The sequence below is a fragment of the Adlercreutzia sp. ZJ141 genome, assembly GCF_011038965.1.
Lineage (GTDB): Bacteria > Actinomycetota > Coriobacteriia > Coriobacteriales > Eggerthellaceae > ZJ141.
This window is the reverse complement of the sequence record NZ_JAAKEB010000015.1, coordinates 33605-50786: the sequence shown is the minus strand read 5'-3', so window position 1 is coordinate 50786 and position 17182 is coordinate 33605. Positions and strand designations below refer to the sequence as shown.

General features: G+C 55.2%; 10 protein-coding genes and 1 tRNA gene. 7 read left to right on the top strand and 4 right to left on the bottom strand.

From position 1 onward, the window contains the following. The 3 genes from G7Y44_RS07995 to G7Y44_RS07985 all read left to right on the top strand — a co-directional run. Positions 1 to 3240 (top strand): MBG domain-containing protein (locus tag G7Y44_RS07995; RefSeq protein ID WP_305793588.1); only part of this gene is annotated, 3240 nt, incomplete at its 5' end. Between the two features lie 12 nt (positions 3241 to 3252). Next, positions 3253 to 3978 carry a hypothetical protein gene (locus G7Y44_RS07990; RefSeq protein WP_165248922.1) on the top strand — a complete coding sequence of 242 codons (726 nt, stop codon included), beginning with the start codon at positions 3253 to 3255 and terminating at the stop codon, positions 3976 to 3978. Between the two features lie 361 nt (positions 3979 to 4339). Further along, positions 4340 to 5278 (top strand): aldolase, encoded by a 939-nt coding sequence (locus tag G7Y44_RS07985; protein ID WP_165248920.1) that lies wholly within the window; start codon positions 4340 to 4342, stop codon positions 5276 to 5278. 122 nt (positions 5279 to 5400) lie between these two features. Here the strand turns inward: G7Y44_RS07985 and G7Y44_RS07980 are convergent, their stop codons facing one another. Together G7Y44_RS07980 and G7Y44_RS07975 are read right to left on the bottom strand one after the other, a co-directional pair. Beyond that, entirely contained in the window at positions 5401 to 6183 is a 783-nt protein-coding gene (locus G7Y44_RS07980) for an AIM24 family protein (RefSeq protein WP_165045445.1), read from the bottom strand. 103 nt (positions 6184 to 6286) lie between these two features. After that, positions 6287 to 6370: transfer RNA gene (locus G7Y44_RS07975), tRNA-Leu, on the bottom strand. Between the two features lie 188 nt (positions 6371 to 6558). On the opposite strand from G7Y44_RS07975, the gene G7Y44_RS07970 reads away from it, so the two are divergent. Further along, positions 6559 to 7878, top strand: a complete 1320-nt coding sequence (locus G7Y44_RS07970; protein ID WP_165248918.1) for a dicarboxylate/amino acid:cation symporter — start codon at positions 6559 to 6561, stop codon at positions 7876 to 7878. Between the two features lie 165 nt (positions 7879 to 8043). On the opposite strand, the gene G7Y44_RS07965 is transcribed toward G7Y44_RS07970, so the two are convergent. Together G7Y44_RS07965 and G7Y44_RS07960 are read right to left on the bottom strand one after the other, a co-directional pair. Next, positions 8044 to 8466 (bottom strand): type II toxin-antitoxin system VapC family toxin, encoded by a 423-nt coding sequence (locus G7Y44_RS07965; RefSeq protein WP_165248916.1) that lies wholly within the window; start codon positions 8464 to 8466, stop codon positions 8044 to 8046. After that, positions 8463 to 8705, bottom strand: coding sequence for a FitA-like ribbon-helix-helix domain-containing protein (locus G7Y44_RS07960; RefSeq protein ID WP_165248914.1), 243 nt, complete (start codon positions 8703 to 8705; stop codon positions 8463 to 8465). Before G7Y44_RS07960 ends, G7Y44_RS07965 begins: the two co-directional genes overlap by 4 nt. Positions 8706 to 8976: 271 nt before the next feature. Between G7Y44_RS07960 and G7Y44_RS07955 the strand changes: the two genes are divergently transcribed. Genes G7Y44_RS07955 through G7Y44_RS07945 form a run of 3 tightly spaced genes read left to right on the top strand, consistent with a single transcriptional unit; the run spans position 8977 to position 17166 of the window. Further along, positions 8977 to 10725 carry an ATP-binding protein gene (locus G7Y44_RS07955; protein ID WP_165248912.1) on the top strand — a complete coding sequence of 583 codons (1749 nt, stop codon included), beginning with the start codon at positions 8977 to 8979 and terminating at the stop codon, positions 10723 to 10725. After that, positions 10718 to 16219, top strand: coding sequence for a leucine-rich repeat domain-containing protein (locus tag G7Y44_RS07950; RefSeq protein ID WP_165248910.1), 5502 nt, complete (start codon positions 10718 to 10720; stop codon positions 16217 to 16219). The genes G7Y44_RS07955 and G7Y44_RS07950 overlap by 8 nt, the downstream gene beginning before the upstream one ends. Beyond that, positions 16216 to 17166 carry an AAA family ATPase gene (locus tag G7Y44_RS07945; protein ID WP_165248908.1) on the top strand — a complete coding sequence of 317 codons (951 nt, stop codon included), beginning with the start codon at positions 16216 to 16218 and terminating at the stop codon, positions 17164 to 17166. The genes G7Y44_RS07950 and G7Y44_RS07945 overlap by 4 nt, the downstream gene beginning before the upstream one ends. The last annotated feature ends 16 nt before the right edge of the window (positions 17167 to 17182 follow it).

Below are 17182 nucleotides of genomic sequence, written 5' to 3'. Positions count from 1 at the left end.
GGCTCTATCACGGTTAACCCTGCGACGCTTACCGTGACCACGCCCAGCGAGAGTAAGGTCTATGACGGCACGGCCTTAACCGCTAAAGGCACAATCACTGGCTTTGTTAACGGTGAGACGGCAACCTTTACCACCACCGGCACCCGAACTGCAGTTGGCTCATCTGAGAACACCTATAGCCTTGTGTGGGATGGCACCGCTAAGCAGACCAACTACACCATCAATGAGTCAATCGGCACGCTGACCGTGACCGAAAACGCTGACGAGATCGTGGTTACCACCACCGGCGGCGAGTACACCTATGATGGCCAGGCCCATGGTGCAACTGTTGAGGTCTCCGGGCTGCCTACAGGCTACACACTTGACACCGCGACTTCGAACGACACAGCAACTGATGTGACAACAGAAGCTGTTGCGGCCAACTGCGACACGCTTATCATCAAAAACGCGGCAGGTGAGGATGTCACCTCCGAGCTCAACATCAAGAGGGTCGACGGCTCCATCACGGTTAACCCTGCGACGCTTACCGTGACCACGCCTGATGCCAACAAGACCTATGACGGCACAGCTCTAACCGCTGCCGGTAAGGTCGAGGGCTTTGTCAACAACGAGACGGCAACCTTTACTACCACCGGTACCCAGACCGATGTTGGCAGCTCTGATAACACCTACAGCATCGAGTGGAATGGCTCTGCCAAGGCGTCTAACTACACCATCAGTGATACCATCGGTACGCTGAGTGTGACCGAGAATACCGACGAGATCACGGTTACCACCACCGGTGGCACGTTCACCTATGATGGCCAGGCTCACGGTGCGACGGTGAGCGTCTCCGGGCTGCCCACAGGCTACACGCTTGAAACCGCAACCTCGAGTGCTGCAGCGACTAACGTCGAAGATGGTACCGTTGTGGCTACCTGTGACACGCTTGTGATCAAGAATGCGGCAGGTCAAGACGTTACCGCCAAGCTCAATATCAAAAAGGTTAATGGCTCTATCACGGTTAACCCTGCGACGCTTACCGTGACCACGCCCAGCGAGAGTAAGGTCTATGACGGCACGGCCTTAACCGCTAAAGGCACAATCACTGGCTTTGTTAACGGTGAGACGGCAACCTTTACCACCACCGGCACCCGAACTGCAGTTGGCTCATCTGAGAACACCTATAGCCTTGTGTGGGATGGCACCGCTAAGCAGACCAACTACACCATCAATGAGTCAATCGGCACGCTGACCGTGACCGAAAACGCTGACGAGATCGTGGTTACCACCACCGGCGGCGAGTACACCTATGATGGCCAGGCCCATGGTGCAACTGTTGAGGTCTCCGGGCTGCCTACAGGCTACACACTTGACACCGCGACTTCGAACGACACAGCAACTGATGTGACAACAGAAGCTGTTGCGGCCAACTGCGACACGCTTATCATCAAAAACGCGGCAGGTGAGGATGTCACCTCCGAGCTCAACATCAAGAGGGTCGACGGCTCCATCACGGTTAACCCTGCGACGCTTACCGTGACCACGCCTGATGCCAACAAGACCTATGACGGCACAGCTCTAACCGCTGCCGGTAAGGTCGAGGGCTTTGTCAACAACGAGACGGCAACCTTTACTACCACCGGTACCCAGACCGATGTTGGCAGCTCTGATAACACCTACAGCATCGAGTGGAATGGCTCTGCCAAGGCGTCTAACTACACCATCAGTGATACCATCGGTACGCTGAGTGTGACCGAGAATACCGACGAGATCACGGTTACCACCACCGGTGGCACGTTCACCTATGATGGCCAGGCTCACGGTGCGACGGTGAGCGTCTCCGGGCTGCCCACAGGCTACACGCTTGAAACCGCAACCTCGAGTGCTGCAGCGACTAACGTCGAAGATGGTACCGTTGTGGCTACCTGTGACACGCTTGTGATCAAGAATGCGGCGAATGAGGATGTTGCCAGCAAACTCAACATCAGCTACGTCAACGGTTCTATCACGGTCAACCCTCGACCAGTTGTTATCACCGTTAACAACAAGTCCAAGATGTTCGGCAACGCTGATCCTGCGTTCGACGGATCCATCAGTGCGGCTGAGGTTGACGCTCAGGGTAACGTAACCAACGACGAGGGTCTTGTAGCAAAGGATATGAATTCGTTCGGCAGTGTGGTTTACTCTCGTATTGATGCTGACGTCAATGTTAACGTGGGCACGTATGAGGACACGTTGACAGCTGTTGTTGAGAATCTGAATAATAACTACACCTACACGGTGGTGCCGGGAGATTTCACTATCACCGATTCTAATGCGAACGCTGTAACCATCGACGTTAATGCTGAGGGCATGAACAAGGTTTACGATGGGCAGCCCTCGCAGATTGTGGCAACCGCAGCGGTAGAGGGTTCCATACTACTGTACGCTACTTCGGCAGACGGCCCATGGTCTGAGACTAATCCGAGCTACACAGATGCCGGTCAGTACACGGTGTACGTGAAGGCTCAGGCCCCGAACTTCGCTGAAACGGTTCCGGTTTCTGCGACTATCAGCATCGCGCCTGCACCGGTGACCATTACTGTGAATAATGCCAGCAAGGTTGAGGGTGCAGACGACCCTGTCTTCACGGGTAGGGTCGAAGGCCTAGCGGCCGATGGCGACTTGGGTGTTGTCAACTACGTCCGTAGCAACGACGATGAAGCGGTGGGTATCTACCCCGATGCTCTGACGGCGACGTATTTGGCGAACTCGAACTACGACATTACCGTTATCCTCGGCGACTTCACCATTACGGCCGCTCCGGTGCCGCCGACGCCTCCCACACCAACGGTACCGCCTAACCCGACGCCTACGCCCACACCTACGCCGGGTGTGGTGCCTGATGGTCCGCTGGCTCCGGTAATTACCCCCATCGTAGGCGCGCTTGAGGGTGTGGCCGAGACCGTTATTGGTGACGACGCCACGCCGCTCGCCCAGTCGGGCATCGAAGATGCCGCTACGCCGCTTGCAGCTGCCGAGCATGTAAGCTGCTGGGTGCACTTCTACATTATTCTGGGCATCATCGTAACGGCGTTGTTCTCGGTGTGTGTGGCTATTCGCCGGGCGCTGTTCTCGCGTCGCTTGAAGAAGTACGAAGACAATCTCACCGGGGGCGACGACCCCGCCCCCGAGACGTCTTCTCACGTGGGTGGAGGAGCCGATCCTCTGTTCCGCAAAGGTGTGCCCGCCATGGCAGCCGCTGGATCGAACGAATAGGGAAGGGCAACCATGAAAAAGAGCAACGTTGTTGTATTTGCCCTACTGGTTCTGCTGTCAGCGTTTCTGCTATGGCTGTGGTACTACCTGGGTTTTAACCGTGTAGATAACCCGTTCGATTTGGTGCTGTCAATTATCTGGTGGGTTGTCATTGCGCTGAGTATCGTTGTCATCGTGCGGCTCGAGCAGGTGCGCCGCCGCCGCATTCGTACCGTGTACGTGGGGGACCGCTCTGCGTTCAACAGCGAAAAAGGTTTGCTGCTACTGGATGCTGCTTTCCCCGTGCAAGACAGCGTGGCGGCTGTGCTCGATGACCTGAAGTATAACTTCACACGCGAGGACTTTCCCGAACCCGACGATTTCCAGCCGCGCTACTTCATCCGCACCGATAAGTTTGAAGCCGAGAAGAAGGACGATGAAGCTAACGGCGCCTCGGCGGCTGATGAGGCCGCCGAGGTTGCCGCCGATTTAACGGCGGCAATCCAGCCTGCTACTGACGCTAGTGTCGCTGTTGCCAGTGAAGCCGCTCAGCCTGTGGCCAATGTTTCCGTGGCTGCAGCCGACACTGCCGTGGCTGAAACCGCCGCAACCACCGCTATCGTGGCCGATATCCCGCAGGTGTATCCAACCACGTGGAAGGGCGAGGTTGTCGTGGTGGGCGACGATGACGATCCGCGCACCTTCGACACACCTGAAGAGCTCGCCACCATTCTGGCAAGTCTAACCAAAGCGGCTTAGTCGACCATCTTCGCGGGTCGCGACATTCACTCGGTGAACCCGCTTTTCGAGAAGAGAAACAACCGCTTATCCCGATTCCCTGCAATCAGCTTCGATCGATATTCAAGAGTTCGCAGGACTTCGACGTCCGTGAGCTTCGTCTGCCACTTGCATCTGGCAGGATTTCCTGAAATTAAGGCGCTTTCGCTGCAGGTGGCGCTCTGTTTTCGGTAAAATATATTCCAAGCGTGCGCGAGGCGGTGCGTGCGGAAATGCGCGATGCGAGGCCGGTTTTGGCAGCCGGTTGTTTTTTCATGCGATGCGTATTACTGCGCGGCGTGCTTGCGTAGCAGAGAAGAAGCATTCCATAAGGAGGATTCACATGCCCACTATCACTCGTGATCAGGTGAGGGTTCCGGCCGACGTTATGCCGGAAGCGCGTGAAGAGTACATCGAAAACTACATGAAGGCAACCCGCGGCACGGGCCGTCTGATGCTGTTCGCGTGCGATCAGAAGATCGAGCACCTCAACAAAGACTTCTACGGTGAGGGCATTGACCCCTCCGATGCCGAGCCCGAGCACCTATTCGAGATCGGCAGCCAGGGCATTTGTGGTGTGTTGGCTGGTCAGCGTGGCCTTATCGCGCGCTATGCCGCCGATTATCCGGAAATCAACTATCTGGTGAAGATGAATTCCAAAACCAACTTGGTGAAAACCAGCCAGGACGACCCCTATTCGCCGCAGCTTACCGACTTAGGTGCTGTGCTGGCTATGCGCGAGGCGGGCGTGAACATCGTCGGCTTGGGTTACACCATCTATCTGGGCTCCGAGTACGAGTCGACCATGCTGGCCGAGGCGGGCGACTTGATTGCTCAGGCCCACGCCAACGGCCTGCTGGTGGTTTTGTGGATCTACCCGCGCGGCAAGGCTGTCACCGACGAGAAGGCTCCCGATCTGATTGCGGGTGCTGCTGGTGTGGCGCTGTGCCTAGGTGCCGACTTCGTGAAGGTGAATCCGCCGCATGAAATCGACGGACAGACCAGTGCCGAGGGCCTGGCTATTGCTTCCAAGGCTGCCGGCCGTTGTGGCTTGGTGTGCGCGGGCGGCTCGAAGGCCGACGCGAAAGACTTCCTGTCGCAGCTGCATGACCAGATTCACATCGGCGGTGCGTGCGGTAACGCGACGGGCCGCAACATCCACATGCGCTCGCTCGATGAGGCGGTGCGCCTGACCAAGGCCATCAGCGCTATCACGTTGGCCGACTACGAAGTTGAAGACGCGCTGGCCGTGTTTAACGGCGAAAAGGACTTCTCACTGTAAGAGCGCAGTGCACGCACGCGCGTTGGCGCGCCTTAGAGTGCGCTTCAGGTGCTTTCACCATGCAGAACAAGGGGGGCGAGCCATTGCGGTTCGCCCCCTCGCAATTCGGCACCTAAGCTGACCTACAGCTGTGTGGGCGCCATGATAATCTTGCCGGTGCCGCGGTACACGTTCACCAGGCCTTCGCCGCTCGCCGCGCTTCCCACAAGCGACTTTCCCGAACGTTCCACGGTAAATTCCAGGCTCGACGACCATGCGAGCGCCATGTTACCGTCAATCTTGATCTGGTCGTTGTCCAGGTGAATCTCAATGAGTTCCTCGCGGGGAACGGGGCTTTCGATGGCAACCACGCCGTACTGTCCAGACAGCGACAGGTTGAACAGCCCTTCGCCGCCGCCAACGGCAGAGCTGAGGTTCGAACGGCGAACGATCCGATGCTTAAGCGAGCTGTACGAAGCCAGGAACAAACCGTCGTCGAGCACGAGCGACCCATTCCAGTCGTTGATGTCGAGCAGCAGCAGGTACTTGTACGTAGGCTCGAGCATCAGTGTACCCGTGCCCGTGTACAAGGGCTTGATGGCGCCTTCCCCAGAAACTGCGCCACCGACCATCTTGCCGAAGAAATCACCCGCGCCCTTGATACCCGTTTCGGATCGCACGTCGCCGGCCATCCACTGCATAGCTCCCGCTTGCACGGTGCAACCAAGCTGGTGTTTCGCCAGCTCAGCCATGTTGACAACAACCTGACGGCGATGTACGTTCATCTTCGCGGCGAAATACTCGCTCAGGGCACTTTCGCGGTTAACCGACAAGTCGCGCTTCCACTGAAGAACCGAAAAGGCTCCCAGCTGCTCGACAATTTCCACGTCGTCGTTGTCGAAGAGGTTCTGAATGCGGTAACTCATGCGTGCTCGCTTCCTTTCCGTTTGGCAGTGTTACATAGCAAAACGCACCCTGCGTGTGACGCAGCGTCGTTTGCGTATGTGAAGAAAATGATGGAAAGAAAACTGGTGCCCGAGGCGAGAGTCGAACTCGCACGTCTTTCGACAACGGTTTTTGAGACCGCCGCGTCTGCCATTCCGCCACTCGGGCACGAAAACGATGCTGTAGCGCCAAACGCGGTTTGCTAGTATACCTGATACAAGATGACACGTCGAGAAAAACATTCCATTCTGCCAATAATCAGCTAAAATGCACTCGGTATGAGAAAACGCGAAGAGGGAAGCTTGCGGGGTTTCGCGTACCGATGGCTCGTCGAGCCTGACGTGTAAGGGGTTGGTATGTCGGAATTGAAAGAGTTAGTTGAAGAGGCGGAAAGCGACATCAAAGAAGTCGCGCAAGAAATAGCCCAGGAAAATGCGAAGAAGCCGTGGTACAAGCGCATTTCGCTGACCACGTGGATTTTCATTGCGTTGGGGTTGGGCGTGGTTGTTGGCTTGCTGTTGCAAGGCGCGCCTGAAATCGCCGAAACATACATTAAGCCGGTGGGCACGATATTCTTGAACTTGATCAAGATGATTGTGGTTCCGCTTGTTATTTTCTCCATGATGGCGGGTGTTATCTCGCTGCGAGACATCAAGCAAATTGGCGCCATCGGCGGCAAAACCATCGTGTACTACCTGCTCACCACGGCGTGCGCCATCACTATTGGCTTGATTATAGCTAACGTACTCAACGTTGGAGGTGGCTACAACTTGCCCGCCGAGGAATTGGCCTACGAGCCCGCCGAGCAGCCAACGCTCATTGACACGCTGGTTGCTATCTTCCCGTCGAACTTCGTGCAGCCCATGGCTGACGCCACCATGCTGCAGATCATCGTTATCGCGCTGTTCTTCGGGTTTGGTATTATCGCAGCTGGTCAGAAGGCGAAACCTGTTGCCGATCTGGTGAATGCCATGTCGGAGGTGTGCATCAAGGTGATGCACGGCATCATTTGCTTCGCGCCGTTTGGTGTGTTCGGCCTGATAGCGCCTGTTATCGCCAGCAACGGCCCCGACATCTTGCTGCCCCTATTAAGGTTGATCGTCGTTGCGTATGTGGCCATGATCCTGCACGTGGTGGTTGTGTATTCCGGGTTGGTGAAGGTGATTGCTGGTATGAACCCGCTTACGTTCTTCAAAGGTGAGTTGCCGGCATTCACGTTTGCGTTCGCGTCGGCATCGTCGGTGGGCGCGCTGCCCATTAACATCGAATGCTCGCAGAACATGGGTGTGAAGAAGGAAATATCCAGTTTCGTGCTGCCACTCGGCGCTACCATCAACATGGACGGCACTTCAATTTACCAGGGAGTTTGTGCCATCTTCATTGCGCAGGTGTTCGGCATCGACCTAACGATTGGCCAACAGGTGACCATTGTGCTTACCGCTGTTCTGGCGTCCATTGGCACGGCGGGCGTTCCGGGTTCGGGCATGATCATGCTCGCCATGGTGCTGCAGTCGGTTGGCCTGCCGGTTGAGGGTATTGCGCTGGTTGCCGGCGTCGATCGTATTCTCGACATGATGCGCACGGCGGTAAACGTCACAGGTGACGGCTCGGCTGCCGTATGCGTGAATGCCATGGAGGAACGCAAGGCCCAAAAGCGCGCACAAAAGGTTGCGTAAGACCGCGCCAGAGTGCGCCAGACTGCGCCAGACTGCGCGCTTCAGGTCGTGTAAGACCGCGTAAGGCTGCGTGAAATCAAAAGACGCACAATAATTCGAGAAGCTTCGCATAGCGCCGATGCTCGAGCTTGAGCTTTTGCAACAATACAGGTTCGGGTGTTGGCGCTACGTGCGATATTCGAAAGGGTTTACGTAGTCGATGCCAAGATAGGCGAAGTCTTTCACGTTTCGAGTTGCCAGAATAGCTTCGTTGCGTTGGGTGATGGATGCGATCATAAGGTCTTCGATCGTTGGTGTTCTGCCCTGCAAAACGGCTCGCTCGTGCAGTTGAGCGCAAAGATAGGCACTGTACGCATCGAACGGCAGTGTCTTGCTTGAGCAGTCCATAACGATGCCCGTGATAGCCGACTTCAAACGTTCTTTGCGCCTTCCATCGGGAAGGCGCAATATTCCATAGTAAAGCTCCTCTACCGTTATGGACGTGAGGTAAATCAGCCCCTCGTGGTCTTGGAACCAGTCGATAACCGCATCGGAAGGCTCCGCTTTCATGAGCTCCGAGACAACGTTTGTGTCTGCTATGAACTTCACAGCCAGTCCCCTCTGTTCACATCGCGAGCTGCATGACGCGTTGGTACTTCGAGTTCAATGCCTTCAACGGAGCGTCCGGCATTGCGGAGACGAGACACCCAACTGTCATGTTCGGTGCGCAGAACTGATTCGAGAATCGCTCGGGCCTCTTTCTGTTGAGAAAGGCCATGGCGAGCTGCACGATCCCGCAGCGCCGATTTGAGCGTGGGATCGATGTCTCGAATAAGAAGGTCGCTCATAAGGGGTTCCTTTCTTCTGCTTCTGCTATCTTGGATGATATCATAGATATCAACTCTTAGAAATCATGCTTGTGCCCCCTCCAGGGTGCCCGTTTCTCAGACGTTTCTGCTTGCGCTTACCTTGTGGAATGCTTTCAAAGGGCGGGGTCATTTGCGATAATGTAAATACGTGTGCAATCAATCGCAAGTGAGAGGGCTTATTTGTCTCGTATTTGCAGATTAATCGCGCGAATTACTGGTAGTTAACATATTCGGTGAAGAGGGGGACACGATGCTCGAGGCGCTTCAGAACAACGCGCTCTTTGTGTGTGGCGTTGTGGCGCTCGTGCTGTCTGCGGTGCTGCTTTTCGCTGTGCTTGCTCTCATTCGCCGTTCGGGCGTGACCAAGCGTGTTATTGCCCATGGTGGCGCGTTCGACATGGCTGTTGACCGCGCGGCCGACCAAGCGCTCATTCTGTACGATACCGCAGCTCATCGCGTGTGTCATGTGGCTGGCGTCGATCGCATTCTGGGTGTGTCCTCTCGCGAGCTAGAAGCCGACGTGCAGGCGCTCGGCCGTGTTATTGCGCACGACTCGTTGCTTGATCTTCGCGAGGGCCTTGCCGAATGGGATAAGCGCGAGCCCTTCGAAATGGAATTCGCCTTCGCCAACAAAGCGCCGGAGCATGTCGTTTCCGAAAACCCTGATGATACGCGCTGGGCAACGTTGCGCATCGCTCCATGCGGCGATAATAAGGTGCTGTTGTCGGTGCGCGACATCACCGCGCAACACAACGTTCAGCGCGATTTGATTGAGCAATGCGAGCGCGCCGAGCTGGGCGAGCGGGCCAAACTCATGTTCTTGTCCAACATGAGCCACGAAATCCGCACGCCTATGAACGGCATCATGGGAACGTTGTCTCTTGCCAAGCTGCACATCGACGACACCGAGCGGATGCAGGGCTACCTTTCCCAGGCCGATGAACTGCTGAAGTACTTGTTGTCGGTAATCAACGACGTGCTTGATATTTCCAAGATCGACAACGGCAAGCTCGAGGTAGAGCAGCGTTGCTTCGACATAACTAATATCATTCGGTCCGAGCAGAACCTGTTCGGCGAAATGATAGCCTCAAAGGGTATCACCTTCGAAACAAGCGTAGATAATCTTCCCACGCCGTATGTTTTGGGAGACGAGCTGCGACTTACGCAGGTTGTCACCAATCTTATTTCGAACTCGCACAAATTCACGAACCCCGGGGGCACCATTTCGCTGTCGTTGCGGTTGATGCAGCAGATAGACGGCGTCCTTCACGTGGTAATTGTGGAATCCGACACAGGCAAAGGCATGTCGCCGGAGTTTCTGGCCGACCTTTTCAATCCCTTCTCGCAAGAAGACCGCTCCATTTCGCGACGCTTTGGTGGCACGGGGTTGGGCATGGCTATTTCCGATCAGCTGACGCGCCTGATGGGCGGACAAATTTCTGTAGAGTCCGAGGTGGGCGTGGGTACAACCTTCGAAATACATTTGGGTTTGCCCATTGCTTCCGATGAAGAGGTGGAAGAATATCTGGAAGCGGGCGGCTCATCGCTGGGCGGTGTGCCCGTTGTTGATGATGGCCAGTTCAAGCTGGCAGGCAGCACCATTTTGCTTGCTGAAGACAACATGCTCAACGCCAGCATTGCTATCGACATGTTAGAAGAGCTGGGCGCGCACGTGGAGCACGCGAGCGACGGCGTGATCGTGTGCGAAATGTTCGAACACAGCGAGCTGAACCACTTCGACGTTGTGCTGATGGACGTACAAATGCCCAATCGCAATGGCTGGGAAGCCGCGCAGCATATCCGCGCACTTGAGCGCCCCGATGCGCAGACCACGCCCATTTTTGCGTTGTCGGCCGATGCTTACACGGAAGACAAGCGGCATTCGCGTGAAGTGGGCATGGATGGCCACATATCGAAGCCGGTTGAATTCGAGCAACTTGAACACCTTATTAATGCAGAGCTTGCCGTGAGCATGCAAAGGGGGTACTCGCATGTTTAAGACGGTTTTTGATTACATTTCGAAACACGCCACCCAATTTGCCGGAGCTACGGCAGGGTTGGCGCTTGTGGGCATGCTGGGTTACGTGCTGTTGTCGGGAACGCTCAGCCTGGGCTTTTTTGACGAAATGGCATGGGCGAAGAACGTCTACAAAGACGATCGCGTCTTTGGCTCGGTGTCGTATCAAGTCGGCGAAGTTGACGAGTCCGACAATCGAATTCACGATGACGAAGACGATCCAGAAGGCGCGAATGATTCGACAAGCGATATGCTTGCTTCCGACGAAGATGCGACAGACGACTCGTCCGCCTCGCTCGCGGGCAGTACAGTGCAAACCGACAGCAGCACGCGAGTAGGAAGCGAAACCACTGTTGTGGAGGGTGACGGTGCCGGAGCTCAGGGTGGTCAGGGTAATGCCGGAAACGGTGGGGCTGACAACCCCAGCAACCCCGGCGGTGCCGGTGGCGAAGGCGAGGGTGAAGGCGGCAATCCTGGCGGCCCAAGTGCTCCTCCGATAACCGACTATCAAGCGGGTCAGCTCTCCGCCAAGGACGATTACGTAGATGAAGAGTATGGCACGTTGGTGGATCTTAAGGTGGAGGTTCCTGAGCACTGGTCGTTCGCCGAGGGTGAGAGTTATAACCCAAATAACGTCAGGGTTTGGGCGATCTACCGTCAACCTGACGGAACCCAACATGAAGTCGAGCTTCCTTACGGAGATGGTGGCTATACGGCATTTCTATCACCAACATGGACTACGGGGCAGCACGACGTGACGTTTTCTTACAAGGAAAAAAGTGTGTCCGAACCTTTCTATGTTATGGGGAAACGGTTCAATTTTGCGATGGGTACGCACGATGGAAAAGACTATTACTCAGCAAGGATCCCGGGCTTACTGTCAGAACCCTATAAAAGCACGGCAGTAGAAATACAAGAAGAAGCTGTTTCGCATGATGTCATTGGAGGTTTTTTTACCGATCTCTCTGATGCGCAGCGGTTTTTGATCACGGTGTTGGGGCGGCAAGATGTGTATCGGAAATACAAGAAAAGCACCGACAAGAATTATCGGGGTGTACAGTTTCTTGAAAGTGCGTTTAGTGAGGGCTCAGATGGTTATTTGAAGGAAATGGTTGCTGGTTTTAAGTCGACTGATTCTGCCAACAATGATCCGACCGCTGAACCGCTCATCTATATACCGAGTGAGGTGGATGGAAAGTCGACCGTGCGCACCGTTGTCTCTATAGTTCAAGAGGTTCCAAAGGATTTCCGCATTCGTCGCGAGGAAGGACAAAATAAAGAAAACCCCTTCTTGGGTGATCAGGTTCTTGCGGCTTATACGGGTAGCGGGAGCGAGGTTCCAATTCCTGTGGGTGTAACTAAGGTTGCGCTCGAGTGCGAGAACAACACGGTGATAAAGCTTGTTCTTCCCGAGAGCGTGGTCGATATCGATTTTCCTAGCATTACTGAGAACTTCCCGAGTCTGAATAGCATTAAGGTTGGCGACAACAATAGCCAGACATTCAGCTCGTATAAGAACGTGCTGTATAGCGCTAACGGTTTGCGCATGTTGTACGTGCCGTCGTGCTACCAGGAGGATGATACGGCGCCAATCAAAGTTATGGACTTCGATGCATGGTCGCCGTGGGCCGAAGCTGTTGGCGAAGATGCGTTTAAGAACTGTGTGCTTGAACGTGTGGAGGTGCCCACGCACGTAAAGACGCTTGAGGCGGGTTGTCTAGCGGGTGCCACTATCGGCAAATTGGTATTTGCGAGCGAGACACCCGTTGCAGGTATAGCAAAATCGGGCTTTACAGGCGAGCTCTTCGTGCCCGACACCGAATTCGATACGGCATGCAAACAGTGGATAGCAGCGCTGGGCGGTGAAAGCGCGATGAAGGTTGGCGTGCTCGGTAATACAGACGGTAGTGGCTCTAGTAATGAGGGCGTTGCTCCAGGCACGTATGTATACGATACAGAGCGCGGCGTGGTAGTTACCAACACAGAACCTGATGTGCTTGCGGGCGTGCCTGCAGCGGCACCGGAAGCTTATTGGGTGCCCGATGGCATAACTGCCATCGGCGCGGGTGCATTCGCGGCAACGCCCGACATACGCGACGTGGTAGTTCCCGCCACCGTGAAGGAGCTGCGCGCAAACAGCCTCGTGGGACTAAGCGACGGTGTACACATGACGCTTTCGGGCGAGAGCGTGGTGTCCATCGATGCGGCGGCGTTTGGCGCGAACGCAGGTGACGGGTCAGGTTCCAATATTCCCGACATGACAGTTGCTGTTCCCCGTGAGTTGTATGCTCAGTATTTGCGCGAGTGGGGCAATGCGCTTGGCGATGAGGTGGCGCACAGGCTGATTGAACCTGCCGACGAGACGTACCTTTACCTTAATAACGCGAAGTATCTTGTGCTCGACGAAGCGGGCACGAAGCTGTGCCTGGTTGATGTGTTTGATGAGGGGCAGACTTTCTTCGAGCCCGACGCGCGCACGACTCAAATTGCCAGCGGCTCATTCTCGAACTGTGCGTCGCTTGAGATCGTACACATTCCTGCGTCGGTTGTTTCGGTAGATGTCGATGCATTTAAAGACTGTGTGAAGCTTGAATCGGTGTTGGTTAGCGGTAAGTTGCCTGTATTTCCTCATGTAGGTAACGCGCAGCTTCTTCAGCCGGGTAATGGTGTTGGCTACGACTATGAGCCCGATACAGGCGCTGTCTACCGTGCAGATGCTGACGGTTCGTTTACGCTGGTGAACGTGCCGACCGATACGACTTTTTTCATCGTTCGTGCGAATACGACGCATTTGGGTGATGAGGCGTTCAAGGGAAGCCCTACTTTCGATTCCATTGGATTCGATACGCCCGAGACGCTTATCTCCATTGGCAACCGTTGTTTTGCAGATTGTCCTAGGATGGATAATGTTAACTATTCGGAGCTTACCTCCCTTACTTCTATCGGCAAGGAGGCCTTTGTCGGGTGCACGGCGCTGAAAGAAGTCATACTTCCCGACTGCGTTTCGCAGGTGGGACAAGGGGCGTTTGCCAACTGCTCGTCGCTGACGTCGTTCGTGGCGCATGGTCTGGCTGCGCTCGATGCCCGCACATTTTCGTACTGTACGGCGTTGGCTTATATTGATGCGCCGAACGTGACGTCTGTGGGTGATGAATGTTTCTATCATTGTGAGAGCCTAATGACTCTCAAAGGTGCGATAAAACGGTTCTCGTCTGATGGTAAGGCCGTCTACGAAGACTCTTTCAACCTTGACGAACTTACTTGGGTAGGCGACCGAGCATTCGCCTACTGCCTATCGTTCGGCTACGACACGTACCGCAAGCTCGACTTACCCGCGCTCGAACACGTGGGTGTTCAGGCGTTCATGGGGTGTCCTTCATTGAAAGAAGTTGTGCTGCCTGCGTCGCTCACCGAACTTGGTGAAGAGGCATTCCGCGACTGCATGGCGCTCGATACGTTACACGCTCAGGGCGCGCTTGAGACTATCGGACGCTATAGCTTCTACGGGTGTGTGAGCTTGGCTCATCTCGATGTGAGTGACAGCCAAAAAAAGGCGCTGAAAGTGATAGGAGCCTGCGCGTTCTCTCGATGCGTCGCGCTTGAGCGTCTTGACCTTTCGGACTATCCAAACTTGTCGTATCTGGGCGATCAAGCCTTCGAGGGCTGTTCGGGTCTTTTGCGTATTACGATGCCTATCTCGCTGACTGAAGTTTCCGACCGGTGTTTTTCAGACTGTCCTTTATTGTCCATTATCGAGTTTGCTGCCGAGAATCCCACGAGTCTTGGCACGTCGGTGTTTGGTTCTAAGCCGTCTGAGTATCTACGCATTTGGGTACCGAATGAGCAGGCCTATGCAGGTTATCTGGAAGCATATAGCGCTGTGCTCGACCCCGAGTATGGAGAGGACTATACACTTTCCATACTGGAGGTTCGCAACGACAACGTGGAGGTATTGCGCGGAGTCACGTACCAGGCGAGCGAAGATGGTTGGATTATTACCGATGCCGAGCCGAGTGTGTCCGGCACGGTGATGCTCGCAGACAGTGTGGCAGCCATTGCGCCCGGAGCGTTTGAAGGATGCGACAAGATCGAGAAGGTTCAATACGAGTTTGGTGCATCTATCTCGTTGGGCGACCGAGCGTTTGAGGGCTGTTCTGGCTTGAAGGAAGTTCAACTTAACGGTTCTATCGACTCGTGGGGTGATAGCGTATTCGCTAATTGCTCCAATCTTGAGACGGTGCGAATTGGCGGATCGCAAAACGACCGCATTGAGTGTGTTGGTCCACATGCGTTCGAGAACTGCACAGCATTGAGTTATGTGGGCTTTTCCGCTGCTGTTGGATCGATAGGAGAGAGTGCGTTCCAATCATGTACGAGTCTTGTAGAAACTGGAACAGTATCATCCTATATTGCGGCGCTTTCGGCTATAGGCGATTGCGCTTTTAAAGGTTCGGGGTTGAAAACATTTCCCATTAGCAATAGCTACAAAGCTCTGAAAACGATAGGCAAAGAGGCATTCGCCGATTGCGATTCACTCGAAAACGGATATGTTCCTGAGAAGGTGGAATCGCTCGGTGAGGGGTGCTTCGCATATTGCGATAACCTGCAGACGACGAGCATCTATGGTGGGCTTGCGGAAATTCCCAAAGACTGTTTTAAAGGTTGTCCGAAGTTGCTGCGCACGGGTGGTACCAAAGCGGCGCTCGCAGATTTAAAGACTATCGGCGAAAGCGCGTTTGAGGGCTGCATATCGCTTGAATTAACCAGCTCATGGTCGCTAGAAAAGTATAAGAACCTGGAATACATTGGAGCGAATGCGTTTAAGGGCGCTATTACTCATACGCAGGCAGGTTCTGGTAGCAAGCGTGTTGACACGCTGACTCTTTCATCCACGCTGAACTTCATCGGTTCGCATGCGTTTGACGGCTGTATTGGGTTGTCGAAAGTGAAGCTTCAGTCGAATCCCGAAATGGGGGAAGGTGCCTTCGCGAACATGCGTGACGGCTTCGTGCTCGAACAGCTTGGACAAGACAAATCCGCGAGCGTTACTGACACAACAGACGCAGCAGAAACCGCTGCCGCTTCGGAAGGCACTGCGGACACCACAGATGCCGCGCAAACTGGTGATCAGGGTGCCGATAATGACTCCAATGATGCTGCCGATGCTGGTGGTGATGATGTTGCAGCGGGAAATGGTGTGGCGGACGCCACTGCTGGTGCTGGTGGTACCGACACTGCGACTGACGCCACTGGGGGTACTGCTGCCGGGGATGGCGGGGGTGCTTCCGAAGCCGGGGCTGTCAATGCCGGTGCTGACGCTGGCTCTGGTGCTGCCGCTGCTACCGCCACTAACACTGACACTGCCGCAGCTGCCACCAACGCAACCCGTGCTGCTGTTGCAGCTGCCGCCATCAACGACATCAACGCTGCGAACGGTTCGGGTGGCACAACAAGCTCCGAGGGGGAAACCGCATGATCATCAAGAAGAGCGAGCAGATTATCCGCGAGGTGAACAAGGCCATTGTGGGCAAAGATGACGTGATCCGCAAGGTGCTCATGGCCATTTACGCAGGCGGACACGTGTTGCTCGAGGACACGCCGGGTGTGGGTAAGACCACATTGGCGCTGGCGTTCTCACGCGCGTTGGGGCTCGATTTCCGTCGTGTGCAATTCACGCCCGACACCATGCCGTCTGACATTACGGGCTTCAGCATGTACAACAAACAAACCGGCGCATTCGAGTTCAAAATGGGCGCGGTCGGTTGCAACATGCTGCTCGCAGACGAGATCAACCGTACTTCGGCAAAGACGCAGGCGGCGTTGCTCGAGGTCATGGAGGAACAGTGCGTTACCGTGGATGGTGTTACGCATCACATCCCCAAGCCTTTCATCGTCATCGCTACGCAAAACCCCATGGGATCGGCAGGTACGCAGCCGCTACCCGACTCGCAGCTCGACCGTTTCATGATTCAGCTTTCCATTGGGTATCCGAGTCACGACATGCAAATTCGCATGATCGAAGACCAGCTGCAAACAACTCCGCTCGATGACGTGCACGAGGTGGCAACGCGCGACGACCTATTCATGATTCAGCACTATCTGACCACGATTCGTGTGTCGCGCGAGATTATGGACTACATGGTGCGCCTGTGCGAAACAACGCGCACCATGCCGCTGGTGCAGCTAGGTGTAAGCCCGCGCGGTGTGCTAACGCTTGTGCGTATGGCGCGCGCTTCGGCTGTGCTATCTGACCGCGACTATGTAACGCCTGAAGACGTGCTTTCCGTATTCAAAGATGTGTGCGCACACCGTATGACCATGCGCCCGCAAGCGCGCATCGATGGCGTGAGCGCCTCCGACGTGCTTGACGAAGTGATTGCTGCCGTGCCCGCACCCACGCTTGGTTCCGCGGTGCGCTGGTAGCGGGCGCGTCACGCCG

What these genes read in the sequence shown, in the direction of transcription:
- G7Y44_RS07990 (WP_165248922.1), top strand. Translation starts at nt 3,253, where the DNA reads ATGAAAAAGAGCAACGTTGTTGTATTTGCCCTACTGGTTCTGCTGTCA.
- G7Y44_RS07985 (WP_165248920.1), top strand. Translation starts at nt 4,340, where the DNA reads ATGCCCACTATCACTCGTGATCAGGTGAGGGTTCCGGCCGACGTTATG.
- G7Y44_RS07980 (WP_165045445.1), bottom strand. Translation starts at nt 6,183, where the DNA reads ATGAGTTACCGCATTCAGAACCTCTTCGACAACGACGACGTGGAAATT.
- G7Y44_RS07970 (WP_165248918.1), top strand. Translation starts at nt 6,559, where the DNA reads ATGTCGGAATTGAAAGAGTTAGTTGAAGAGGCGGAAAGCGACATCAAA.
- G7Y44_RS07960 (WP_165248914.1), bottom strand. Translation starts at nt 8,705, where the DNA reads ATGAGCGACCTTCTTATTCGAGACATCGATCCCACGCTCAAATCGGCG.
- G7Y44_RS07955 (WP_165248912.1), top strand. Translation starts at nt 8,977, where the DNA reads ATGCTCGAGGCGCTTCAGAACAACGCGCTCTTTGTGTGTGGCGTTGTG.
- G7Y44_RS07950 (WP_165248910.1), top strand. Translation starts at nt 10,718, where the DNA reads ATGTTTAAGACGGTTTTTGATTACATTTCGAAACACGCCACCCAATTT.
- G7Y44_RS07945 (WP_165248908.1), top strand. Translation starts at nt 16,216, where the DNA reads ATGATCATCAAGAAGAGCGAGCAGATTATCCGCGAGGTGAACAAGGCC.